This window comes from Mesorhizobium temperatum (assembly GCF_002284575.1).
GTDB lineage: Bacteria > Pseudomonadota > Alphaproteobacteria > Rhizobiales > Rhizobiaceae > Mesorhizobium > Mesorhizobium temperatum.
In genome coordinates this window covers 19022-43965 of the sequence record NZ_NPKJ01000007.1, presented here as the reverse complement: position 1 = coordinate 43965, position 24944 = coordinate 19022, and the positions used below count along the sequence as shown (strand labels likewise).

The following is a 24944-nucleotide window of genomic DNA, read 5'->3' as shown; positions in this document are numbered from 1 at the left end:
GGTCGAGAGCCAAGGCGGCTTCTCCTGTCAGCGAAGGCTTTGTGCAGCGGCTCCTCGCGGCGTACCGGCTTGTGCATCCAGGAAATCTGTTCAAGCGCGGGCGTATCTACGCTCGCGGCAGGGCAGCGACGAGGACTGTCTACTTCGTCCCACACAACCGCAACAATGTTCGGCTGCTGGCTGACGCGGCAGAAATTCTGGGTGACCGCGGCATCCGCTGCGTGTTCGCGCATCTTGATGGATTGAAACGCGGCGGCGTAGCGCGACCTGAACTCAACGCCCGGGGAATATCGCATATCGGCTTTGCCGAACTCGAGCGGATGATCAGACCCGGCGACATGCTGGTGACTGGAAATGACTATGCGCCGCAATTCTTTAGGCGGTTCATCGACTCCATCAACTTCGGCATGGTCCGTGTGGTCGGCCTGATCGGGGGTGCGCGACTGCTGCAGCCGCATCGATTTGTGAGAGCTGACTACATCCTGTCGATGGGACCAGCGGCGCTGCAGCAAAGACGACAGCCGACATACGTGGTCGGCTCGCCGGTCATTGAGCGTGCCGTCGGAAGCGCTGGCGCCAGGCACGATGAAGGGCTTTTTGTGCTGGTCAACTTCAAGGGGGATATCGAAGAGCCCGCAGATCGCCAAGCGATTGAAGCCGTGACAGCCGCATGCGCGAAACTCGGCCTTGCCTATGTCGTTAGCGTTCACCCCACGATGTTCGCAAAAGTCGATATGCCGAACAAATCGACCCTGGATTTCGCACAGCTGCTCCCGGACGCTCTGGCGCTCGTAACGCGCCCAAGCACCACTGTTTACGAAGCAATCGCCTGCGGCATTCCGGTGGTGCTGTATCCGCTGGTTTCGCCCATGGTCGAGTTCGACAGGCCTATGGGCGCTTTCAAACCAACATTGTCGGAGCATGACCTTGTCGAGGATATCCGCGCTGCGGTCAGGTCAAGGCTGACTTATTTTGAGCAAAGCCGGGACTTCCTCAATGCCAATCTGTCGATTGATCCAAAGGTGCCGGCTTCGCAACGGATCGCCAATGCCTTAATCGATATTTACAATCGCTGATCTGCTCGATCAAAGTGCCCGCAATCGGAGTCCGCAAGTTGAGTTTGTTTTCCAACTTTTTTGCAAGAAAGCCGCCCCTCCTTGTCGTCTCGTTTCCCAAATCCGGGCGGACCTGGCTGCGAGTAATGCTTGACGATCTGAGCGTCGATGCGGCTTACACGCATGACGGTTCCGACCACAAGGATCTGCGTGACATTACGCAGATCAGCCCCGACAAGTCTCGCTACAAACGGCAACGGATTCTATTCCTGACGCGAGACCCCCGCGACACTGCGGTGTCTGGATATTTTCAGGTCAACAAACGCCATGGGCTGGAAGCAGGTCCGATCGGCGATTGTATAAGAAGCCCCAAACACGGTGTCGAGAAGATTGCCCTTTTCAACCTGCAGTGGTTCGCAGCCGCAAGTCACATGCGAAAGATTGCGCTTCTGCGCTATGAAGATGTGCAGCGGGATACAAACGATGCATTGCGCAGCATCGGGAAATTTTTGGGGAAACCCTTTGAGGAGTCCCAGCTTGCCGATGTTGCCGCCAGCAGATCGTTCAAACGCATGCAGCAATCTGAAATCTCAGGAGAACTGGGTGCGCGCTATGGCGGGAGATTGCAACCGCGCAATCCTGACGACCCGGAAAGTTTCAAGGTTCGAAAAGGTAAGGTCGGCGGTTATTTGGACTACCTCAGCGCGGATGATGTAGGCTTTTGTGACGACGTGCTTGCGCGGCTCGATTACTGGAGGCGGCTCGATGAAGCCTTTCAGCGGCATGGCATATCTTATGCCGACGACAGGGCAGGTGTGACTTGATCCGATGCAAAGGCTTTGTCTGCGGATGCGGACATAGCGGCACCACGCTGATAGCGACGATTCTTGCTTCGCATGCCGATGTCTTTTTGCCATTCGAAGAAACCAACGTGTTTTTCAAATGGGCTCCACTTGCGCTGTATCGCTACTCGAAGCTGAAACGGGCGGCCATTGGGGCGGGCAAGTCGGTGCTGCTGGAAAAGACACCGCGTCATATCAGGCGTGTCGACCGGATACGACGCCTGGTGCCGGGCGCGAAGTTCGTGATGCCGGTACGCGATGGGCGCGATACCGTTGCTTCGCTGACCAGGCGGCTCGGCGGTGCGACCGAGAGCCTGGATCGCTGGATTTCGGACAACACAATGGTGCTTGCCGAGCGCGGCAGCAAGGACGTCCTGATTTACCGCTACGAAGATCTTGTCGATGACCCGGAAGCGACCATCGAAAAGATCTGCACCTTCCTGGGATTGTCGTTCGACCAGAGTTTGCTCGACTATCATCGGAACCCGCAACGATGGTTCACACTTGATGCGCAACCCCAACATGCCGCGTTGCGCAACCAACAAGTGAACCAGCCGATTTATGATGGCCGCGGCCGCTGGAAGACCGAACTGGGTCAGCAGGAATTGATGGAGCTTACCGAGGGGCGTGGGAAACCCCTGATGCAGGCGTTCGGATATCTTTGAGACGGCGGCGCGACCGCTTTACGCTGGAAGCGCGCGCGGATAGCCAAACTGATCGAAGTCGCGCTCATACGCACGATAGATGGTGTCCGCCAGTTCTGGCGTGAAATAGTCGGCAAGCCTGCGGCGCGAGGAGGTGTGCAGAGGTGGCATCGCCGCGCGTCTTACCTCGTCGCTCGCATCGACATGATCGAGAACCCGTTCGAAATCCTTTGCGAAAGTCTCGGTCTTGCCGATGAGGTCGAACGCAACGCCTGGAAGGTCGACGATGTCGCTTTGCCTCTGCCAATGCTTGTCGATGCGCCATGTGGACGTCGTGCAGGCAAAGGCGACGAAATCTGCAAAGGACAGGCTCTTGTCAGCACCGACAGGCAGCGCCGGATCAGCCCTTTCGCGGTTGGCCAGATAGACCTCCACCCTGCCATAACCAGGCACAAGGGGACGGTCGCGATATTGGTCGGCCCAGCACGACAACAGCCTTGTATAGGGATTGCGAACGAAGGTGAATCGCAAGGCTTCGGGACTTGTGGCCATGCGATAGAACTGCACGACGCCATGGCGAGGCGCCTGCAAGTTCGACGCCTTTCGGTTGTGCACCTTCCAGTTCTGGTCGCTGCGCCACCCCGACACGGTGTCGTTGCCGATCATGGCTGCAAGGTTGCTGCGAATGCGGCTGCTCGCCGCCTTTGGCGTGGCGAGGTACAGGATCTTGAGTTGCGGGACTACGTCGATCAGGTCGTCCGGCAGATATGCGGTTTCCATGGCTCTGCGGTAAAAAGCCAGCGCTTCCGGATGCGCCCAGGCAAGAAACGGCTCCTTGACCAGGCTGCGAAGATTTCGCAGTCCTGGTCGCAACGAGCGCTCGAGGCGGCGGATCACGCCGATCTTGCGTTTGCCCGGAATGACCGTGTCGGCGGGCGAAACATGGCTGGTGGTCATCGGCAAAACCCTCGCCTTGAAAGCAGTCTACCAGTCGTGGCATAGCCGCAACCACGCAGAACTATAGCGAATTGCCCCTATCCAGGACCGGCTTGCTGCGCTTAATAGACTGCGAAGAAAGTCCCGCCAAGTTCGAAAGCTTAATCGTGGTGCAAAAGGGCGTAGCGAGATTGCATGGATTTGTCACAGCATGATCAACCGGTTCAAGCCGAACCGAAGACGCCTATTGTGTTCGTACGCCAGCGCTATGCGCCTTTTGGCGGAGGCGAGATCATGCTGGAAAACATCATGGCGGCGTTCGCCGCGCGTCAACGGCCGGTGGCCGTGCTGTCCGGCGACTGGCCGCGATACGAGGGCATAGAATTCATCCATTGTGCCGGTCGCCGCTTTCCCCGCTCCCAGCGGGCGACGTCCTTTGCTCGGGCCGCATGCCGCAAGATCGCCGAAATGCCGCCGGCCCTGGTGCAGAGCAACGATCGCCTTCCGTGCTGCGATGTGTTCCGGGCCGGGGAAGGCGTTCATGCCGCCTATCTTGCCGAGCGGCGGCGTTTCGAGACGCGGCTTGGCAGGGCAGCGATGGCGCTGAGCCCCTTTCACCGCCAGACGCTGCGTCTTGAACGCACAACCTATGCGAGCCCACGGCTTAAAGCTGTGATTGCCATTTCGAAAATGGTGGCTGAGGATATTATCCGTCACTACGACTATCCGGCGGAACGTGTGCACCATGTTCCCAACGGGGTTGACCTGCGCCGTTTCAACCTGGAGCTGCGTCAGCAGCATCGAACTGCGGTCCGCTCACGGCTCGGCATCAACGATGACAGGTCGGTCGTCCTGTTTGTCGGCTCGGGTTTCGCGCGAAAAGGACTTCTTCCATTGCTGAAGGCTGTCGCCACGCTGGACGGTGAGCCGGAGGTATGGGTCGTTGGCCAAGATTCGCGCGCCAATGCCTTCAAGCAGGCCGGCGACAGACTTGGTCTTGGCGCAAGGCTCAGGATGCTGGGGCCGCAGAAAGACACCTTGCCATGGTACGGCGCCGCCGACATTGCCGTGCTGCCTTCCATCTATGATCCATTCGGCACAGTGGTGATCGAAGCCATGGCCAGCGGCTTGCCCGCCGTGGTAAGCACCGGGTGTGGGGGGCGCGAGCTTGTCGATCGGTTCGACCCGGCGCTTGTTTGCGACGCAGCCAGCGTCAACGACCTCGCCGCCGGGCTTGCCCGCGCGTTGCAGCTGTCGTCACGGCCTGAGACTGCGGCTAAGGTCAGAGCGGCGGCCGAACACTACGATTTCAACGTCATGATCAGGAGAATGATAGCGCTCTACGAAAGTCTCGACCTGAGATAATTTTCGACATTTTTTTTGAATCCGTTAGTATCACTCGGAGTGCCAACAGGCCGGGGGGACAGTTTCTTTGAACAACAGCAGTTTTGACGCCGGAACCGTCTGACCGTGCCGGCGCTCTCAGTCATCATAATCAGCCGCAATGAGGAAGCGTGCATTGCACGTTGCCTTCGCTCGGTACATTTTGCCGACGAAATCGTCGTCCTCGACAATAACAGCACCGATCAAACCAGGGACATCGCCAGTGGACTCGGGGCCAAGGTCCTGATCACCCTCGATTGGCCCGGTTTCGGCGCGCAAAAAAACCGTGCGCTCGCCGCGGCGACAGGCGATTGGGTCCTTTCCCTTGATGCCGACGAATGGGTCGAGCCACCCCTGGCTGCAGAAATCAGAGCCGCTATCGCCAACCCAAAAGGCTATGACGGCTTCGAGATACCAAGAAGATCCCGCTTTTGTGGGCACATTGTCCGCCATGGCGGCTGGTCGCCCGATCTGGTGCTCAGGCTTTTCCGTCGACAGTCCGGGCGCTTCAGCAACGACACGGTGCACGAGAAGGTAGTGATGAATGGGAAGGTCACGCGATTGTCCCACTCTATGGAGCATGACTCCATCGCCGACCTGGCAGACGCGCATGACAAGATCGGCCGATACGCAGAAGCGTCCGCGGCGCGGTTGCTTGCCGAGGGCAGAAAAAGCTCGATAAGCAAGGCGGTTTTTCGGTCGGTCTGGGCCTATATGAACAGCTATGTTTTCAAGCTGGGATTTCTGGATGGTTCGACCGGTGCGATGGTCGCCGCTTATTCGGCCAGCTACACCTATCAGAAATGGGCGCTTGTCGCATTGGGCAGCGAGACGAAATCCGCCGAAAAAAGCCGGACCGAGGTGAAAGGCAAATCCGTGAGATTCAGAAATCGTCCTGGCTAATTTCTGCACCATTGTTGCCGAGTTGTTGCCAGACAGCTAGGGTATGACCGTTTTGAAATCAGGAGCCAAGGTACTGAATATGACTGATGCGTTTAGGGTATTCGTTGGATGGGACAGCCGTGAGCCAATCGCCTACGACGTAGCGCGGCACTCTTTGCTTAAAAACGCTTCAGTGCCGGTATCCGTCATTCCAATCAAACAGGACGAACTGCGTGCCCGTGAGCTGTATTGGAGGGAAAAAGATCCGCTCGCGTCAACAGAGTTCACCTATACGCGGTTTCTCACGCCTTTTCTCGCCGACTACACGGGTTGGGCTTTGTTCTGCGATTGCGACTTCCTGTGGCTCGGTGACGTCGCAGGTTTGCTGGAATACACGAAGTCGAACAAGGCGGTCTATTGCGTCCAGCATGACTATACGCCGAAGGCCACCACGAAGATGGACGGCGTGGTCCAGACATCCTACCCACGAAAAAACTGGTCCTCGCTGATGCTGTTCAATTGCGCGCACCCTTCGGTTAAATCGCTTACGCCAGAGGTCGTGAACCGCGAAAGTGGCGCCTACCTCCATCGAATGCAGTGGGTCGCCGATGAGGACCTGGGCTCGTTGCCAGTAGAGTGGAACTGGCTTGAAGGTTGGAACGAAAAGCCGGCGCTTGGCACACCCAAGGCGGTCCACTATACAAGCGGCGGTCCGTGGTTTGCCGAGTGGCAGAATGTCGACTATGCGGATCTGTGGATAGCCGAACGCGACGAATTCTTGGGTAATGCCGATCAAACAGAGGCGTCTCTTCGCGCTCGGCGAGCCGGTAGCTAAGCCAACCGATCGGCTCGACTATATCAGGCGTTTCGTCGAGGTCGCCGGCAACGCGCGGTTCGTGCAGGTCGGTGAACAGACCGCGTGTGCCCGGCCGAAATCGAACCGAGCGGGTTGTCGAAAAGCACTTTTGGCGGCGTGCTTTCCAGCGCGCCAATGAATCGCCTTGGGCCAATCGCACCCCGGTTCAATCCGCAGGGCATTGCGGCATAGTTCGCGGATCGCTGACCACTCCAGATCGAATGAGTTTGCACTCGCTACTGTGATTTCGGAGGATCACGTCTGGGGCTATTGGCGCCCCGATGCCTGTTGGCCCAATCGGCCCGATGAGACGGGACGGGGCCGCAACCCAGAGGACGATATGAGGTCGTCTTTGAAAAGCGGGGAGCTAGATCGTTTCGTGTCGTATTGATGGGGTGTAGCCAGTCGCATCGACACAGGGCAGGGCAGTCTATCGACAAATGGAACATCCCGTTCAGCCTACCTGCGATGATAGGCTGGATTCAGGAGGCTTCAGGCGATGGCGAAAAGAAGTGCGGGCATCCTGCCTTACCGCAGATCGACCAACGAACTGCAGGTGTTGCTTGTCCATCCGGGCGGGCCGTTCTGGCAAAACCGCGATCTTGGCGCGTGGTCGATTGCAAAGGGCGAGTATGGTGATGACGAACAGCCGGAAGCTGCGGCGCGTCGCGAATTCGTGGAGGAAACCGGCTGGGAGCTCAAGGGAGCACTGCTTCCGCTCGGAGAACTGCGCCAGCGCGGCGGCAAGCTCATTACGGCGTTCGGCGTCGAAGGCGATTTCGACGCCGGCAGCCTGCGCAGCAACATGTTCGAGATGGAATGGCCGCCGCGCAGCGGCCGCATACAATTCTTTCCAGAGATCGATCGCGCAGGGTGGTTCGGCCTCGATATGGCCCGGGAAAAGCTGCTTGTCGGCCAGCGGCCTTTTCTCGACCGGCTTGTGGTGTCTGTCTAGGGCGACCCAGTAGCCGACCGACATCTATGACTGATCGTGCTGATCGATAGACGCTGGTGATCGTATCCTAGTCTGGCCTAGCCTCGCCATACTACCATCTGGCTGTCATGATCATGCCTACGGTGGAGCTTTCCCGCGAGGTTTGCAACACGACCTGCCGCGGCATGCGGCACGGCACTCGCTTCGAAAGAACGATCGTGACCGTCATACATCTGCCAGCCAAAGCCCTGGTCCAAATCAACAATCAGCCGCTTCCCCGATTCATAGGCGAGCGTCAGGCTTCGTTTGTGCGGCGGCTGTCCGACCGCGAGCGAGACATCAAGATTGCGACGGTCGCCGTACGCTCCGGCAAAAGCGTTCAGCAAATCGTCGTCAGCAATATCCGAGGCTACGTGGCGCCGTGAGAAACCAGAGCCTTTATCGGGAGCGGTTTCGATGGAGACCGAGATCGTCTCGCCATCGGCAAGCGCGGACACGGTATCCAGCAGGAGGCGCAGTACGATAGGGGAGCGAGCGAAGCGGTCACGGTAGATAACTTCCACCGGCCGTTCCCTCGTCGCAATGCCGCAATCCGCCGCCGCTTTGCGGATCGCTTTTGCCATCTTCTCCCCGAGCACGCCTATGGCGCCGTCGAACGCCTGATCGAGGACGACCACGGCGGCGCCGCTCGCCGGGGCCAGACACTCGGGGTCGACCGTCTTGATCGTTGGCTGGAAAGCAAGCGGCGCGTGGGCGATGGGGAGGTTGTGGCTGGCGCCCCAGTCAGGTCCAGCCAGACCAACCGCATGGTCCCGGCTAGCCCAGCCTTTCCCGGCTGCCCCATCCGTCGCATACGCGAACAGGATGGCACCATTGTCGAAGCACATCGGCTCGCCCTCGGCGAACATGAGCTGGTGCCGCGACCCGTAGTCGCGAAGATAGAGAAGCTGCGCCGCGTCGAGCGAATCGACCGTACCTTCGGGAAGGACCAGCGTAACGGGCCGTCCATTACCCGCCCAGCGCCGGAACAACGAGGTAGGGAGCCAATCCTCGAGCGACGCCGGATCACCCGCCTGTGTCCAGAAAAACAATCTGGATTGGCCGCGAGCATTCAGCCAGTCGTCGATTTCGGCCAGCGGCCGCTCGGAGATGTCGGCATCTTGGGCGAACACATCGTCGGGGGAGATGACGTCGGGAAGTGCAAGATGGGCATCCATGAAGGCGATGGCCTTCCTACGGTCGAGTTCTTCCTCCTTCTCCGGTGCGTCGGAGACGAGGACGCAGGACGAGCAAGCGTGTGTACAATCGCGCGGGCATTCGAGAATGGTGCGGGCACTTTTCAGGATGGCGCGCATATCGTCAGCGGCGCGAACGACATAGCCAGCGCCACCTGCTGCACGGTCGTGCAGGAAAATGGACAGCGTGGCGCTGGTCACCGCGTTGCGCGACGCACCAATGCCATAGCCCATTTCCTCAGGCTCAATGCCGAGGTGACGTGCGACTGCTTCGCGCATTGCAATGGCGATCGCATTCGCCGCGCCGATATCAGGCGTCGCCGCTGGCTGGAATTCAAGGACATCGGTGTGGATCTCGTGGCCGAGATGGAGGCCAACCTGAATGGCGAAGGGCTTGTCGTTGCCATCGCACGGATCCTTGAAATTCTCGGGCGAGCGGAGCGGCTTGTGGTCCAGGAGGCCAGTGCATACCATCTGGCCGACTTTCATCGGCTCCATGCGGCCGCAGCGAAGACACAGCCCGTAGCCGCTCGGCGCGTCGCCCGGTCCCTTCGTGTGGTAGTAGACGGTCCCACGGCGGTTTAGCCGCAGTCGGCCCGCGGTCGGCTTGCTCAGCGCCTCACATTGGACAGATCCCGCTGAAATGCGGCTCCGTTCGGGCCGCACATAGGCAACCTGGTCGACATCCGCGTGCGGCTCTACGTGGTGATCACGCAGGAAGCCAGCGGGCTTGAGGTAATTCTCCACAGTGACCGCCGCGTCGCCGCAGGACCGGCAAAGGTCAGGCCACGAGCCGGCCCCGGTACAAGAGTCACCGCAATGGGTGCAACGCATGGCCCACCGTAGCGCCTGAATCTCGCGCACGCCCTCTTCGCTGGAGGGCCGGTGCCAGTTCAGCGTAACGCCGCCGACCCGGTAGACCTGCCCATCGACCACTGTCTCCGACCCCGGCGCGTAGTCGCGGATGGCGATGTCGAGCGGCCGCTTAGGTCCGCCATGGCGCCGGCCAGCTTGCCCGTCGCCTGCGTCGTGATCGGACGCGACACGGCCGAGTTCGAAGGAGACGACATTGTTTGGAAAGCCGTGGCCTGGAAGGAACCCCCTATCGGAGAGGTCGGCCAGCAGGAATTCGCTGCACAGTCGTTTCAGATGAATCTCGATTGATTTGGCGGCCCCAATCTCGGCAGCGCCCGGCACCTGCTCTTGCAGGGCCTGCCACTCGCGAACGAAGTCAACTTCGACGTCGGCCATGGCGTCAGCGGTCAGTGCGGCGAGGTCGCGCCGTCCATCAAGGACGGTGCCGCGCACAAGCCGGTGAAGCGCCGCTTCGCTGTCATCGGCTGTGGTCGCAAGGGCTAGCCAATTGAAGAAGAGCGCGACAGGTCGCTCAGCCTTGACCGGGCGCGACGAACGCGGCGATTCGGGACAACCGAAGAAATCGCCGGCCTTCATGCTCATGGCATTGCCGCTATGCAATGAAAGGAAGCGGCCGAGCAGAAAAGCGCCGACATGGCGCAGCACAATAGGTCGGCTGTCGAGTGCAACGCGTGGCGCGGCAATCGTGCGCTTGAGAAAGCTCGCGGGCGCGCGGAAAGCTTCGCGGTCAAGCGGCCGGTCCTTGGCAAAGGTGAAGGCGAGTGACAACGGCTGGCCGCGTCGACCCGCACGGCCGACACGCTGGCGATAATTGGCGATCGACGGCGGAACGTTCGTCATCATGACACCGTTCACCGAGCCGATGTCGACGCCCATCTCCATCGTCGTCGAGCAATTGAGAAAGTTGATTTCTCCGCCCTTGAACCGGGCCTCGTAGCGACGCAGCCGCGAGGGCGACAGTTGCGCGGAATGCTCCGCCGATCGAGCGTAAGGCGAGAAGAGCGCAATGCGGTCGTGCAGGTCCGTCCAGAGTCCACGCGTGCGCAAGTCCGTAACCGTTTCGTTGGTTTCGACGAAGGCGCTGCGGGCCGTCTCGCCCTCGCTTACGGGGCAAATCGGTAAATTGATTGGCTCGGCGCGATCCTTGGCAGTGCGGGCATAGGGCGTTAGTCCGAAGGGCGCGACATCGACGATGCGCCTGGTCACAGGACAGAAATTGGCCGACTTCAGTGGCGCTAACTCTAGAAGGTTGAAGTCAAGCGCACGCTCGCCGCTTTCATTCGAGGGAAAGAGTGGCAGGAGCTGGTTCCACGCCTTCTCCAGCCAGTCGTTCATCTCCATCCGGTCTTCCTTCGTTCCCGGATTGAGGCCGAGCCCCAGGCGAAGGAGTTCTATCACCTGGGGAATCTTCGCCGATGTCGAGGCACGTGGCCAAGCCTGCTGGTAGTGACCCGCTTCCAGGCCAGGGGAAACGAGCCTCTTCGGATATCCCTTTCGTGCAATCCAACGGAGTGCGTCACGGGTCACGGCAACGGCGTATGGTGATCGGACCGAGAAGATGAGAATGCAGGTCAGAAATGCCTTCCAATCATCGAGCGTCGCGCCGCGCTGAAGGAAGTTCCGAGGCGCGTCCACGACCCTGGTGACGGCCGGATAGAGCAGTTGCGCAAGGCCCATTGTTTCCGGCGTGTTCGCCCTACGCGGGCGGCGCAGCATTTCGCGCAAAAGAAGCGCATTGGCCAATTGGGAAGTCGCAGACGATCCCGACATCTTGAATATGTCAGCCCGATCGCCCCATACCTGCGGTAGCCATTCGCGCACTTCGATGCGATCAGCGAGGCTCTCGCGCAAATCCGGCCAACGAATGGTCCCGTTCCCGGTATGCGTAGCCAACTCCTTTTCACAATCGGCGACAAGTGACGTGAACAGGGCGTCGTCCTGCCATCCGTCGCGGGTCTTTATTTGTGCAATCCTCGCGCGCAGCCTAGCCGTTTCCTCGGTCTCCCCGCCACCAGAGGCCTTGAGTTGAACGGCTTGATAAATAAAAGAGCGGACGAAGGCCCGTTCGGATTCGATCTGCAGGCGCGCGGCCATGCGTGCGGTGCCTTGGCGGCTGTCGGTGAAGCTGATGAGCTGTCGTCCGCTCGCTGGAAGGTCTGGCGGAATCTGCGGCAGCGCGGGCACGGCGACCTTGTCTGAGGGGGGCATGGCCGCGAGCAACATCGGCGCAGCGTTTCCAATGATGAAGGGCGCGCCGAAACGGAAGGGATAAAGCTTGTCCCCGGATCTGTTCTTGGCACTGCAGGACGGGCAAGCTCCTCTGCCGTCGCCATGGGATGTTAGTCGGTACCGGCCCTCGCCGCCGCCATCCGCTGTACGGCCAGTCTTCTCGTCGATGAACAGCGGTCTGAGGCCAGCGTCTGATAGCGAGAAGCAATGGCGGATGGACGGCATGTCGAGGAGAATTTCCTCCTCATTCGTGTCGTCTTCCGCCTCAGCATCAGTACTTTCGCGTAAGGTCTCGAACAAGAATTCGTCGGCGGGCGGCACATTGCGTGGCGGAGTGAGGCGATCGCCCTTTTCCTCAGCGATCATGAAGGCGTCGCCGCATTCATTGCAGGAAACCAGCTCGGCGACTGGCATCCTGCAGGAGGGGCAATTTTCCTCGCGTTCATAGAGAACGCGTCCGGCGCTCCAATCTTTTCCGACAGTGTCCGGGCAGCCCGGATTGGTACAGCACCAGAGACCCGGCAATGCGCGGTGGAAGGAATGGACTCGAAGAGGAGCGAGGGTTTCGCGAGCGGTGCTTTGCGCGCGGGTTAGCGCCATGGCCAGCATCTCGCCGTCCGTTCCCATCCTGCTGCCGAGTTGGTCAAACTCTTCGGCGGTGACAGATTGGTCCTTTAACTTCTCGACGAGCGACCAGACGGGATCGTGGCCGCCGAGCGCGTCGAAGAGCGCAGGTGGCGGCAGCGCGGACAGCGCAGCCGCGTCGGGCGCCGCGCCTCCCTTCGCCGGGCGTCGCGGCAACTGCCGATCTCCGGTGATCATGACGACATTGTCGAGCGAGATGCCGCCGATGTCGGCGAGGAACCTGCGTAGCTTCGCCTCGACATCGGCGCCTTCTCCGATCGTCGCGGAGGTAGCAACGAAGCGGACGGTCGCCGGGTCTACTTCGAAGGCTTCCATGACCCGGCGCAGGAGCAACGCCACTTCCGCCGCCGCCGAACCGACCAGCGTATGCGCCTCGTCGAGCACGATCCACTTCAGCCGGCCTCGGGACGCCTCCAGGATCGGCCGGTCCTGTGGACGGACCAGCATGTATTCGAGCATCGTGAGGTTCGTCACAAGGAGCGGCGGTGGCTCGTTGCGCAGGGTCTGGCGGTCAGGCACGGTCTGGGGTGCACGCGACAGCGCTTCCCTCTGTTCGTTGGCCTTCAGCCTTTCGCGTAGATTGCCGTTGTAGAGGCAGTAGCGGATGGCGCCCCCGGCAGGCTTGGTCCAGGCATCGAGGCGCTCCTGCTGGCTCGCGATTAATGCGTTCAGCGGATAAAGCATGATTGCCTCGACACCGCTTACCCGCTCGTTGCGGCGATAAAGGCTGTCTAGCAGGGGCACGAGGAAGCATTCTGTCTTTCCGGAGCCGGTGCCGGCGGAGATGACCGCGCTTTTCGGTTTCGGTCCTCCAAGTGTCCGCCACGCAGCGGTCTGATGCCGGTAGGGAAAACGCTTCCGCGGGAAGGAGTAGCCTTCGCCGCTGTCATCTCCGACAAGGGCCCCGACCGTCCGTCCGTCGAGCAAGTTGCCTGAAAGAGCGTCTAGTGGCTCGTCGGCAGTTACGAACGGGAAGGCGCCCTCCAGGATGGGAGGTGGGATCAGCGCGCCCTCGCCATTGGGACTCGCCAGCGTCTTCCGGAGGTGGGCACTCAGAGCAGGATGCCGCAGCCCTGACTGGGCGATCACGGCCTCGGCCATGCGTTGGCGCAAGCGGGCTAGCGTCTCGAAGGGTCGAATGGTCATTTGGCGAGGAACTCGAGGCAATGAGGATAGGCGGCGGCGATGTAGTTGCGGTCGATATCGAGCGCGTTGCGTAGGCCCGCCGCGATCTCCGCTGACATGGTGAGTTTTCCACAGGCTACGCCTGCGAGGCAGAGCGGCACGAGAAGCATCGGGAAGTGGTGATGGTCGAACCCATCGAGTCCAGGCGGCACGCCGAGGCTTGCAGCTCGCTCGGCGAGACTGCGCGGCAGTTCGTCGTGCTGGTCATGGCGCAGGCGCATGTAGTCTTGAGCGATTGATCGGAGATCCTGAGAAAAGTTCTTGCCGAGGCCCAGGGAACGAACGATTCCGGCAAACCATAACGTTCGCTCGCCAAGTGACTCGAAGCGTTTTTGCATCTGCAGCGTGGCTTGGGCAGTGGCTTGGGGGACTTCGAAGACCGTCGACAAGTCTGAAACAGCCCGGTTCCATTCTGTCGCTGCGGCCAGCTTCCAGGCGTCGAGCGGCAAAGCCATCCAAAGGAAGGGTAGATCGCGTTCAAGCACCAGTATGGAATCAAGTCGCTCAGGACTCGCGGCCAACAACAGGCGGCATAGAAGCGTAGGACAAGAAGGCAACTCTCGCGTGATGTCCATCGCTCGCGGGCTGAGGCCGTTGAGGGATGCGACGATGCGGATGAGTTGGGAAATCTCGGCCCCTCTTTCCTTATCATCGGCTACGATCCGCAGTTCCCTTTGGATGGCTTGTCGGCGGGCGTCCTCATCCGAAACGAGCGCAATATCCTGCAGCCGCGTGAGCGTTTGACGCCGAACAGAATCGATCGGCGCTTCAATAATCGAAGGACGCGTCAGAACTGCGTCACCCCTGCGGCAATACACGAGGTATGAACCATCGGGATTGGCCGGCAGTTGGAACAGGCCGTTGCCAATTTGCAGGAGCGCGATCTCCGTTTCTGGTTGCAGAAGCGATCGTGCGACGGCGCGTACGTCAGCGCCAAGATTCGCAAAGAGGACCTTGCCGTCTGTCACGAGCGGAAGGTCTTGATTCCGGCGTATGGTGCAGAGTGGGCGATTGCGATCGTCCCTTATCATCACCCTCGGGCCGCGTTCGGTTGACAGGCCGAGAAGGCTTTCAGCCAGCGCACCGAAGCGCACCATGGGAGTCTCGCCTTCCACGCGGCGGGCGATCAGCGCCCGTGCATCGCCCGCCCCGCGCAGGTCGAGGTCGATCGTGACCGGCTCACCAGTCACTAGAACGGCGCCACGTAGATCGGCGGGCGACAGCACTGGCGCGTCTTTGCGAATCTTGCCGGAAGCATCAACGAGCAACGTCTCATTTGCGACGAGACCGAGTGACGCCATAACTGTGGCCCCTTCAGGATCGGTCAGTCGGAGGCGCTGCTGGGCTGTAGGCGCATCGCGCCATGACGCCAGGAAGCTGTTGCCCGATCGTTCTACCTCGATCGTTACACCGTCCGTATCGACCGGCGCGATGGACTCGTTACTGTCCAGTGGCTGGATGAAGAAGGATTCCTGGTCGACCGCGCTCGCGTCCTTGCCTTACCTAACGGCTTCAGCATCGAAGGGCGCATCGAAGCCGCGGGGGCACGTGTGTCTTGGCGCGGCCTGCGGGATTGGGACCTTCCAAAGCCTGTCGTGCGTGCACTTCGCGCCCGTCCCGCAGGATGCGCAAGCGTGGTGTGCCGGCGGAGCCGTTCGTGCGGACCAGTAATGGCGCGGCGACAGGCTGGATGGACCCGTCGTCCAGTGACAGCGATGGCAGATAAATCGTCTCAAGATCCAGCCGCCGTTCCTCGTCCGAGGATGCACCCGCCTGAACGCGGTAGCGTTCGCCCTCTCCTGTCTCAACAAGCGCCATGCCCTCCACACGCCAGAGGGCCCGACTGTCGTGCTGCCACATGAGTTCCGCGACGCCGTCATCGTGACCTAAGACCCTGGTCCCTTCCGACACCCATACGAAAAGGTTTTCCAGGGTCGAACGAACCGAGCCGGTCCCAATGAGTTCTAGCCGATCCTCTCGCTCCGTTTGCCGCAGCACGTGACAAGCCGAGGCCGCAGTGCGGCCACCGGGCCAGCACACGGCCGGCAAAGTATTGCCCTCGCGCGAAAGTGTCACCGCTATCGCGTCTGAGAACGGCAGCGGGCCGACGAATCCGGGACGACCGAGCGCCTGCGAGGTCACCTCGAATTTGCCCTTTGAATCCGTTTCCGACCGATAGACCAGCGCGAATTCACGGGAGGTAAGCCGAGCGGCGCCTCCGGCGAAATAGGCGCGAAAGCGGCCTTCTTGTTCATCGGCGAGCGCATCAAAACGGAGCGGACCGTCGGCCTGCACGACGAATCCCTCAATCCACTTGCCACCGGGGTGTTGCGCGAGAAGGCGCCTGAGTCCGATGCCGCCACCCCGCGCCTTAGGCGCGACCGTAAGCAGATCGTTAAAGAGCCTGCTGCAGGCAGCCTGATCCTCGGGCAGATGAATCGGAAGGCGGTCGCGCCAGCCTTTCGCTTGCGCATCAAGCCAGCCAGCAGGATTGTTGTTTAGCTGGTCCCTCGGTAAGGCGCGGCGACATTCGATCAACCCGGCGATCAACTCCGCAGCCAGAGCGAAAATGCTGTCTTCTTGGTAGCTGGTAGGCAGTCCTTCTGCATGACGGATGGCGATTGATAAATAATCGGCGTGGGACGAGGGCCACCCCAATGCGAGCGAGTCGGCCATCACGTTCTCGAAATAGCTCCGCACCGCGTTGGCACGTTCGCCGACGAGAAGCGTCGATGGAAGCCCACCGTTGCGGGCGAGCGTCATCAGATACTCGTTACGGGTACGCCGTGGTCCCTCATTGACGATGAGTTTCAGTTCCCACCAGTCCAGCCCAGCGCGTGCGATTTCGTTCCGCTCAATCTTGGAAACCTCTTCCGGCACCACGCCGACATCCTGCCAGCGCCGCCATAGGGTATCAGCCTCCCTGCGAAACCACTCCGCCGTAACAAGAGCAAAGATGGCGCAAAGCGGGCGGTTGCTTCCGTCCAGCAATGCAGAAGCCTTTCGCAAGAGCGAGAGGCCATATTGATATTGAGAGTCGCTGATGCGGTAGCGATACAGCGGACGACCATCGGGCTTTTCAAGGCCGCATTGAGCGAGGATTTCACTCAGAAAGCGATGTGATGGCGATGCCTGGGTGCCCGCCGGAACTCTTGTCGAGCTACGCCTAAGACCGATACTCACGAATCATCCGCCCAAACCCTTATTGCCCCGTTCCAATGAAGCGCCATAGCTGCCGCTTGTCCAGCGTGTAAGCGCAATAATTCAGTGTCGGTAACCATAGCGTTACATCGCGGTATAAAATGTTAACACTAGCTGCTTCGGGTCGGAGTGTGTGGTAACTGGGCTGACTGTTTCGGGACCATAATTCGGTCCTCCAACCAAATTCGAGGAGAGCTTCGGCCGATGGCGCCGATTTCCAGTTGAGAACCAACTTTTCCGGAACAACAGCCCGATCGAGGTTGATAAACGAATTCCATCCCATGCAAGATGCGCAGGATTCGCTCTGGGGGGAGCATGACGAAACCTTTTTATGCCGAGCCGATCCTCAACTCTCCGTACTTGCCGCCGACGCGGCATCACGCGCTTGGAGAGGACGGCCAGCCGCTCGAACATCCTCCGATCGAAGGTCGACGCCGGTCGAAGTATGTTACGCCTGTTCCGAAGGCGCGGCGCACGAAGGCGGCGGTCGCGCGGAGCCAGACGTCGCTTGCATTCGATGCCGACGAGGGTGACACCAGCGGCTACAATCCAACTCCGATCATCAACGAAATCCGCAATCACCTCGAATCCTGGCGGGCTCTGCCCAATCCCAACGACTGGGGAGTGACGCCAGTCACCCAGCGCCTGTTACAGCACTGGCGTCATCACGAATTCTCCAACCAGAAACCCTTCTTCTGCCAGATCGAGGCGGTCGAGACGGCAATCTGGCTGGCCGAGGTCGCCCGCGGTCGAAAGCAGTACGCGCATATCTTCCGGCACCTGCAGGAGGCCAACCGAGACGCCAACCCGGACCTGTTCCGCCTGGCGCTGAAGCTCGCGACCGGGGCAGGCAAGACGACCGTCATGGCCATGTTGATCGCCTGGCAGTCGATCAACGCGGCGCGACAGTCCAATTCGCCCCTGTTCTCCCGTGGCTTCCTGCTGGTCGCGCCGGGCATCACCATCAAGGACCGCCTCCGCGTCCTGAATCCTTCAGACACGGACAACTACTACCGCACGCGAGAGCTGGTGCCCGCCGAACTGATGACCGACCTCGGCAAGGCCAAGATCGTCATCACCAACTACCACGCCTTCCAGCGCCGCAAGGCGCATGACCTCAACCCAGTTGGCGAGCGGCTGATGCAGGGGCGCACCGGGCATCCCATCGAGCAGCAGGAGACCGAGGGTGAGATGCTGCAGCGGGCCTGCGGCGAACTCCTGCATCTGAAGAACATCGTCGTCATAAACGACGAGGCGCATCATTGCTACCGGGAACGGCCCGGCACCGACGAGGAAGCCGAAGCCAAGGGCGAGGAGAAGGAAGAGGCGAAAAAGAACAACGAGGCGGCGCGGCTTTGGATTTCCGGCCTGGAGGCGCTCAAGCGCAAGGTCGGCCTGCGCGCGGTCTACGATCTCTCCGCCACGCCCTTCTTCCTGCGCGGCTCGGGCTACGAGGAAGGCACGCTGTTTCCCTGGGTGGTGTCGGACTTCAGCCTCGTCGACGCGATCGAATGCGGCATCGTCAAGCTGCCGCGCGTCCCCGTCGCCGACAATTCGGTCAACGCCGAGACGCCTGTCTATCGCAATTTGTGGGACCATATCGGCAAGGCGATGCCGAAGAAGGGCGCGGGCAAGTCCGGCGAACTCGACCCGTTCTCGATCCCGGCGCAGCTCCAGACCGCGCTGATCTCGCTCTACAGCCACTACGAGAAGGAATTCGACGAATGGCAGCGCGCCGGCATCGGCGTGCCGCCCGTGTTCATCGTGGTGTGCAACAACACCGCCAGCTCGAAGCTCGTCTACGAATGGGTTTCCGGCTGGCAGCGCGAGCGCGAAGGCCAGCTGCAGACCATACACCACGGCCATCTCCCGCTGTTCAGCAACTTCGACAAAAACACTGGCGAGCCGTTGCCTCGCATGAACACGTTGCTGATCGATTCCCAGCAGATCGAGTCCGGCGAGGCGCTCGACGCAACCTTCCGCGACATGGCGGCGACCGAGATCGAGCAGTTCCGCCGGGAGAAGCAGGAGCGCGAGGGCGCGGCCGCCGGCGCCATCTCCGACAGTGAACTGCTGCGCGAGGTGATGAACACGGTCGGCCAGAAGGGCCGGCTCGGCGAGCAGATCCGCTGCGTAGTTTCGGTCTCGATGCTGACCGAAGGCTGGGACGCCAACACGGTCACCCACATTCTCGGCGTCCGCGCCTTCGGCACCCAGCTTCTGTGCGAGCAGGTCATCGGCCGGGGCCTGCGCCGCCAGTCCTATGAACTGAACCCCGAGACCGGACTGTTCGAGACGGAATATGCCGACATCCTCGGCATTCCCTTCGACTTCGCGACCGAGCCGCAGACGGTCACGAAGAAGCCGCCGAAACCGGTCACGCGAGTCGCGGCGGTGCGTGAGCGCGAGCGCCTCGCCATCCGCTTTCCGCGTGTCGCAGGCTACCGCACCGAATTGCCGCCGGACCGCATCCAGGCGACCTTCAACGCGGATTCGACGCTGACGCTCACGCCGGAACTGGTCGGACCTTGCGAGACCCGGCTTGAAGGACTCGTCGGCGAGGGTCACGACATTTCGCCCGATGCCCTAGACGACATGCGGCCGAACTCGGTTGCTGTGCATCTGACCAAGCGGCTGGTCGAGCGCTATTTCCGCGACGGCGCCCAGGACCCGCCCTACCATCTCTACAACCTCATCCAGCCGATCACCCGGCGCTGGATCAGGGACCATCTGAAGACGACTGGCGGCACGAAAATCGGCATGCTCACCTATGCCGAGATCGCCGAAAAAGCGGCTGGGCTTATCTACAAAGCGATCGTGCGTGAGGCGAGCGCGGATGGTTCGCCGATCGTCAAGGCGATGCTCGACCCCTACAATCCGCACGGTTCGACCAATCACGTCGCCTTCAACACGACGAAGACGAATCTCTGGACCACGTCGCCCCTGAAGAGCCACATCAACTACGTCGTATGCGACAGTGACTGGGAGGCTGAGTTTGCCCGCGTCGTCGAAAATCATCCGGCGACGCTCTCCTATGTGAAGAACCAGGCGCTGGGCTTCGAGGTGCCATATCTCAGTGGCTCCGTCACTCGCCGCTATCTGCCCGATTTCATCGTCCGGATCGATGACGGGCATGGCGTCGAGGACCCGCTCAACGTCGTGGTGGAGATCAAGGGGTTTCGCGGTCTCGACGCGCAGATCAAGTCCCAGACGATGGAAACACTCTGGGTGCCAGGCGTGAACAATCTGAAGACTTTCGGCCGATGGGCGTTTGCCGAGTTTCGCGATGCGTTCGCGATCAAGGATGAATGGGAGAAGCTGGTGAAACGTCATTCGGAGCCCTCGGGAATGGCGGCAGCCCAATGAGCAGCGCATTCCAGACGAACCAGGTGGCCCTCAGCGACCGAGGCCGAAATGTGGATTGCGGCGGAGTGATCGGTCGATGACCTACAACGACCTCAAGACGGAAGTGATCAAGCGCTTCTGGTTGCATATGTTCGGCCGTCACAAGGGCGAGATGCTGCATGGCAAGGCGCAGCCTGTCGGCGCACGCTGGCATGCCATGCCGGAACTGGGTTTGGCGATTAGCATCACTACCGGCATCGATTTCGTTCGCGTGTTCGTCCGGACGACGGACGGTGGGAAAGCGTCGAAGTTGCGCGAGCGCCTGACACACTGGCAGGACGAACTGGTTCCAGCACTTGGCGCTCCGCTGAAAAGCCCGGGCGAGAGCGACAGGTTCTTCTCGATCAGGCTTGATCTCGACATGAACGACGAAGGCAACTGGGATCAGGCAGCCGATTTCCTGTGGGAGACATCGCAGCGCTATGAAAAGGCCTTGGGTCAGACGTTGGGCGGGACCACAGCATGACCGACCCACGCGAGCTGCACTTCGTCGAACAGGAACGTGCGCGGCAGTCGGCGTTCTTCCACGCGACCTTGCCCGATGAGTGCGGGTTTGAAGGCTGCGACTACCGCCTCGCACCCGCCAACAGGCTTTCCAACCTCAATCCTGAAATCCGCGATGTTGCCGCGCGCTATTTCTCCGACAACGCCATCGCCTGGCACCAGCACGCGGCCCATGGCCTCTCCTCTCAGGTCTGCTGCCTGAATTTCCTGATGCCTCTCGCGACGCGCCCGGAGATGTTGGCGCGCCTCGTCCAGCAGGCGGTCGGCGGCGACCTCCCCGAAATGCTGGAAGTCGAAAAGGGACCCGACGGCGAATCCTGGTTCGTCGGGTTCGAATGGATCGGCCGCATGGATTACCTCAACGAATGGCCGCGGACCGGGTCGCCGAAGCGCGGCGCCAACGTCACCAGCGCCGATGCGATCCTGCGCTTCCGTCAGGCTGGCCGGATCGAAACTTTGTTGGTCGAGTGGAAGTATACGGAGTCCTATGGAACTCCGCCCGAACAGAAGCGTGAGGCGGAGCGTCTTCGCCGTTACCAGAGCATGGCATTCGCGCCGTTCGGCCCTGTCCGCAGCGATGCTGGCCTAAAACTCACCGACCTCTTCTGGGAACCGTTCTACCAGCTTTTCCGCCAGCAGATGCTGGCGGCTCGCATGCAAGCCGAGCAAGAGGACGGGGCCGAGCGCGTCCGCGTGCTCCACATCGCGCCGGCTGCGAACCGGCGGCTGGCCCGCGTTACTTCGCCTGCGTTGCGTCCGCTTGGCGGCGACGCCTTCAAGGTTTACCGCTCGCTGCTGGTCGAACCCGACGACTTCCTCAGCCGCTCGACTGAATCCTTGTTTTCGCCACTGATTGCCGATGCGCCAGTCAACGACGGCTGGGCGAACTACCTTCGTGACCGCTATGCCTTCCTGGCGCATGCCTCCGACATAAAAGACGAGAAATCCTGATGGCCAAAACGCCCATACAAAAAGCCATCGACGCGCTCACCCATGACGCAGCGCGGCGCATCAACAACCCGACCGCCGAGATGGCCGCGCTGTTCGAGCAGCAGGCGGAGATGCTGGGCGAGACCGAGCGCTCCATGAGCCTGCCACGCCCGCGGCCGCTGATGCTTGGCGAGACCAGGCAGCGGGATGGCGACCTCGACCCGCAGATTGTCTGGAATGGCGCGCGGATAAAGATCACCCGCGAGCAGATGCGAAAACTCGCCGAGACCGGCGAGATCGAGATCGGCGACGCGCAGCTTGTCTGGAAGGGCAAGGACACCCAGGATTGGTCCGACCTCGTGGTCAACGCGCCGCCGATCTATGTGCAGGAGAAGGTGCACCCGAAGGCGATCATCGACGATCTGAAGCGCCGCTCGGATGCGCGCCGCGAGACGGAGACGGACACGCCCGACCTCTTCGCCGATTTCAACGGGCTGGATGTGGATCAGCGCGCGGATTTTTACCAGCATTCCCAGCACTGGACGAACCGTTTTGTCCTCGGCGACTCGCTGCAGGTGATGGCGAGCCTGGCCGAGCGCGAGGCGATGCGCGGAAAAGTGCAGTGCATCTATTTCGACCCGCCCTACGGCATCAAATTCAATTCCAACTGGCAGGTGTCGACGCTGTCGCGCGACGTGAAGGACGGCAAGGTATCAGATGTCTCGCGCGAGCCGGAACAGGTGAAGGCGTTTCGCGACACCTGGAAGGACGGCATCCACTCCTATCTCACCTACCTGCGCGACCGCCTGATGGTCGCGCGCGAACTGCTGACGGAGAGTGGCTCGATCTTCGTTCAGATCGGCGACGAGAATGTCCATCGCGTGCGGGCTCTGATGGACGAAGTATTTGGGGAGGAGAACCTCGTAGCGTTGATAGGGGTTAGCAAAACGTCCGGATTGCAATCGGGCACCTCGTTACCCGCAATTTTGGACTACGTCATTCAATATGCGAAGGACATCGGCAAGGCGAAATTCAGACCGCTCTTCGTAGACAAGCGGGCCGAGACCGATTCAGTTTCGGAATACTTTTACGTGCAAAACGAAACTGATCTCAGCCGAAGAACGCTTTCAGCAGAAGAGAAGGCAGGCACAATCATTCTTCGTCCCGAAGATCGGCCATTTAGCTTGAGCGATCTCACCAAACCTGGTCCAGGTCGTAAATACGAATTCCAGTTCGCGGGAAAGACATTTACATCGGCTAGCCGATGGTGGGGTATGCCACCGGAGAGCTTGGCCAGGGCTGGAAGGGCGAACCGTCTGCTAGCAAGGAAAAATGACGTCCGGTTCATCCGATTCCTCGACGACTTTCCGGTTCGCCCGATCAACAATTTATGGCGGGATACAGCATTTACCAGTCGCTCTGAGGACAAGGTCTACATAGTCCAAACTTCCTCGACGGCCATACAACGCTGCATTCTGATGACGACCGATCCTGGCGATCTCGTGCTCGACCCGACCTGCGGCTCCGGCACGACTGCGACGGCTGCCGAGCAGTGGGGCCGGCGCTGGATCACCATCGATACGTCCCGCGTGGCGCTGGCGCTTGCCCGCACGCGGCTCATGGCGGCGCGCTATCCCTACTATTATCTCGCCGACAGCGCCGAGGGTCGCGCGCAGGAGCAGAAGGTGTCGCGCAGGATCCAGCCGCAGGCGCCGACCGCCGGCGATATCCGCCAGGGATTCGTCTATGAGCGCGCGCCGCGCGTTACGCTTAAATCCATTGCCAACAATGCCGAGATCGATGTGATCTGGGAGAAGTGGCAGCAGGTTTTGGAGCCGCTGCGAAGGGAGATGAACGAGGCGATGGGATTCTCCCCCCTCGAGTGGGAGATGGCCGCGAAGCGGCCAGAGGGGGTAGCCTCAGAAGGCACTACCAGATTGTCGAGCACTGCCGCGGCGACCCCACCCCAATCCGCTGCGCGGATTGACCCTCCCCTCAAGGGGGAGGGAGAGGCCGCGCCCGGCTGGCAGGAGTGGGAAATCCCGCGCGACCTCGACCAGTGGCTGGAGACGAAGGAAGGCGCGCCTAAGGCCGGCCTCGTCAGCGCTCGCCTGCGCGAGCTGCACAAGGGCTGGTGGGAGGGCCGCATTGCGCGGCAGAAGGAGATCGACGCCTCGATCGCCAAGGCCGCCGATGTCGAGATGCTTTTCGATCGCCCCTACGAGGACCGGACAAAAGTGCGCGTCGCCGGCCCGTTCACGGTCGAGAGCCTGTCGCCGCACCGCGTCGTCACCGCCCGCGACGACACGCTGGGCGCGGAGATTTCGGCCGCGCAAGGCACGATGCAGCCCGCGCCGAAGAACGTGCCGGACCAGGATTTCGGCCACATGGTGCTCGACCATCTGCGCTCCGCCGGAGTCCATCAGCAGGAAAAGCGCGACACCATCCGTTTCAACTCGGTCGAGCCATGGCCAGGCAACTGGCTGGCCGCCGAAGGCCGATACAATGATGGGGATGGCCGCGAGAAACGCGCAGGAATCCTGATCGGCCCGGAATTCGGCACGCTGACGCGCAGCCAGATCACCGCCGCTGCCCGCGAGGCTTCGGATGCCCGCTTCGACGCACTGATCGCCTGCGCCTTCAATTTTGAGGCCCAGGCCAGCGACCTCAACCGCCTCGGCCCGCTGGCGATCCTGAAAGCCCGCATGAATCCCGACCTGCATATGGCCGAGGACCTGAAGAACACGGGCAAGGGCAATCTTTTCGTCGTGTTCGGCGAGCCGGATGTCGACCTGATCGAGACGGCCGACGGCGAGCTTCAGGTGAAGGTCAACGGCGTCGACATTTTTGACCCCTCGACGGGCGAAATCCGCTCGGACGACGTCAAGGGTATCGCCGCCTGGTTCATCGACACCGACTACAACGAGGAGAGTTTTTTCGTTCGCCACGCCTACTTCCTCGGCGCGAACGATCCCTACAAGTCGCTGAAGACGGCGCTGAGGGCGGAAATCGATGAGGACGCCTGGGCGACGCTCTATTCAGATACGTCACGGCCATTCCCAAGGCCGAGCACGGGGCGGATTGCCGTCAAGGTGATCAACCATTTTGGGGATGAAGTGCTGAAGGTTTTTGGAGTGTAAAACATGGCAAAGATGACAGTAAACATGGACCCAGAGCTCCTGGACCTAACTTTCCGATATCG

Annotated in this window: 15 protein-coding genes; 11 read left to right on the top strand and 4 right to left on the bottom strand. The window is 60.9% G+C overall.

All coding sequences use genetic code 11. The features are described 5' to 3' along the window. Positions 1 to 41: 41 nt before the first annotated feature. From CIT26_RS01725 to CIT26_RS01715, 3 genes are read left to right on the top strand one after another with little or no spacing between them, the layout of a single operon-like run. Positions 42 to 1076, top strand: coding sequence for a hypothetical protein (locus CIT26_RS01725; protein WP_095490957.1), 1035 nt, complete (start codon positions 42 to 44; stop codon positions 1074 to 1076). A 38-nt stretch (positions 1077 to 1114) separates the two neighbouring features. Beyond that, a complete protein-coding gene (locus CIT26_RS01720; RefSeq protein ID WP_143747758.1) occupies positions 1115 to 1879 on the top strand; it encodes a sulfotransferase domain-containing protein in 765 nt (254 codons plus the stop codon). Next, positions 1876 to 2562 carry a sulfotransferase family protein gene (locus CIT26_RS01715; RefSeq protein WP_167391242.1) on the top strand — a complete coding sequence of 229 codons (687 nt, stop codon included), beginning with the start codon at positions 1876 to 1878 and terminating at the stop codon, positions 2560 to 2562. Before CIT26_RS01720 ends, CIT26_RS01715 begins: the two co-directional genes overlap by 4 nt. A gap of 18 nt (positions 2563 to 2580) precedes the next feature. Here the strand turns inward: CIT26_RS01715 and CIT26_RS01710 are convergent, their stop codons facing one another. Next, positions 2581 to 3498: a sulfotransferase family protein gene (locus CIT26_RS01710; protein WP_095490954.1), complete on the bottom strand. Its 918-nt coding sequence runs from the start codon at positions 3496 to 3498 to the stop codon at positions 2581 to 2583. A 174-nt stretch (positions 3499 to 3672) separates the two neighbouring features. Between CIT26_RS01710 and CIT26_RS01705 the strand changes: the two genes are divergently transcribed. From CIT26_RS01705 to CIT26_RS01685, 4 genes are all read left to right on the top strand, one after another. Beyond that, complete coding sequence (locus tag CIT26_RS01705) at positions 3673 to 4842, top strand: glycosyltransferase family 4 protein (protein ID WP_095490953.1); 1170 nt, start codon at positions 3673 to 3675, stop codon at positions 4840 to 4842. A 105-nt stretch (positions 4843 to 4947) separates the two neighbouring features. Next, the gene (locus tag CIT26_RS01700) at positions 4948 to 5763 is read left to right on the top strand and encodes a glycosyltransferase family 2 protein (RefSeq protein ID WP_206072706.1); all 816 of its coding nucleotides are present in this window, start codon (positions 4948 to 4950) and stop codon (positions 5761 to 5763) included. Between the two features lie 43 nt (positions 5764 to 5806). Continuing rightward, a complete protein-coding gene (locus tag CIT26_RS01695; protein ID WP_425350318.1) occupies positions 5807 to 6577 on the top strand; it encodes a glycosyltransferase in 771 nt (256 codons plus the stop codon). 520 nt (positions 6578 to 7097) lie between these two features. Then, positions 7098 to 7553, top strand: a complete 456-nt coding sequence (locus CIT26_RS01685) for an NUDIX hydrolase (RefSeq protein ID WP_095490951.1) — start codon at positions 7098 to 7100, stop codon at positions 7551 to 7553. Between the two features lie 77 nt (positions 7554 to 7630). Here CIT26_RS01685 and CIT26_RS01680 read toward each other — a convergent pair whose 3' ends face one another. From CIT26_RS01680 to CIT26_RS01670, 3 genes are all read right to left on the bottom strand, one after another. Next, entirely contained in the window at positions 7631 to 13663 is a 6033-nt protein-coding gene (locus CIT26_RS01680) for a DEAD/DEAH box helicase (protein WP_095490950.1), read from the bottom strand. Then, on the bottom strand, positions 13660 to 15003 hold the full coding sequence (locus CIT26_RS01675) for a hypothetical protein (RefSeq protein ID WP_095490949.1): 1344 nt from the start codon (positions 15001 to 15003) through the stop codon (positions 13660 to 13662). The genes CIT26_RS01680 and CIT26_RS01675 overlap by 4 nt, the downstream gene beginning before the upstream one ends. A 211-nt stretch (positions 15004 to 15214) precedes the next feature. After that, positions 15215 to 16885 carry an STY4851/ECs_5259 family protein gene (locus CIT26_RS01670; RefSeq protein WP_143747756.1) on the bottom strand — a complete coding sequence of 557 codons (1671 nt, stop codon included), beginning with the start codon at positions 16883 to 16885 and terminating at the stop codon, positions 15215 to 15217. Between the two features lie 333 nt (positions 16886 to 17218). On the opposite strand from CIT26_RS01670, the gene CIT26_RS01665 reads away from it, so the two are divergent. The 4 genes from CIT26_RS01665 to CIT26_RS36980 all read left to right on the top strand — a co-directional run bounded on the left by CIT26_RS01665 (position 17219) and on the right by CIT26_RS36980 (position 24882). Continuing rightward, positions 17219 to 20269 (top strand): BPTD_3080 family restriction endonuclease, encoded by a 3051-nt coding sequence (locus CIT26_RS01665; RefSeq protein WP_095490947.1) that lies wholly within the window; start codon positions 17219 to 17221, stop codon positions 20267 to 20269. A gap of 76 nt (positions 20270 to 20345) precedes the next feature. Further along, on the top strand, positions 20346 to 20774 hold the full coding sequence (locus CIT26_RS01660) for a hypothetical protein (protein ID WP_095490946.1): 429 nt from the start codon (positions 20346 to 20348) through the stop codon (positions 20772 to 20774). Beyond that, positions 20771 to 21763 (top strand): PGN_0703 family putative restriction endonuclease, encoded by a 993-nt coding sequence (locus tag CIT26_RS01655; protein WP_095490945.1) that lies wholly within the window; start codon positions 20771 to 20773, stop codon positions 21761 to 21763. Before CIT26_RS01660 ends, CIT26_RS01655 begins: the two co-directional genes overlap by 4 nt. Then, positions 21763 to 24882, top strand: a complete 3120-nt coding sequence (locus tag CIT26_RS36980) for a site-specific DNA-methyltransferase (RefSeq protein ID WP_095490944.1) — start codon at positions 21763 to 21765, stop codon at positions 24880 to 24882. The genes CIT26_RS01655 and CIT26_RS36980 overlap by 1 nt, the downstream gene beginning before the upstream one ends. Positions 24883 to 24944: the final 62 nt, after the last annotated feature.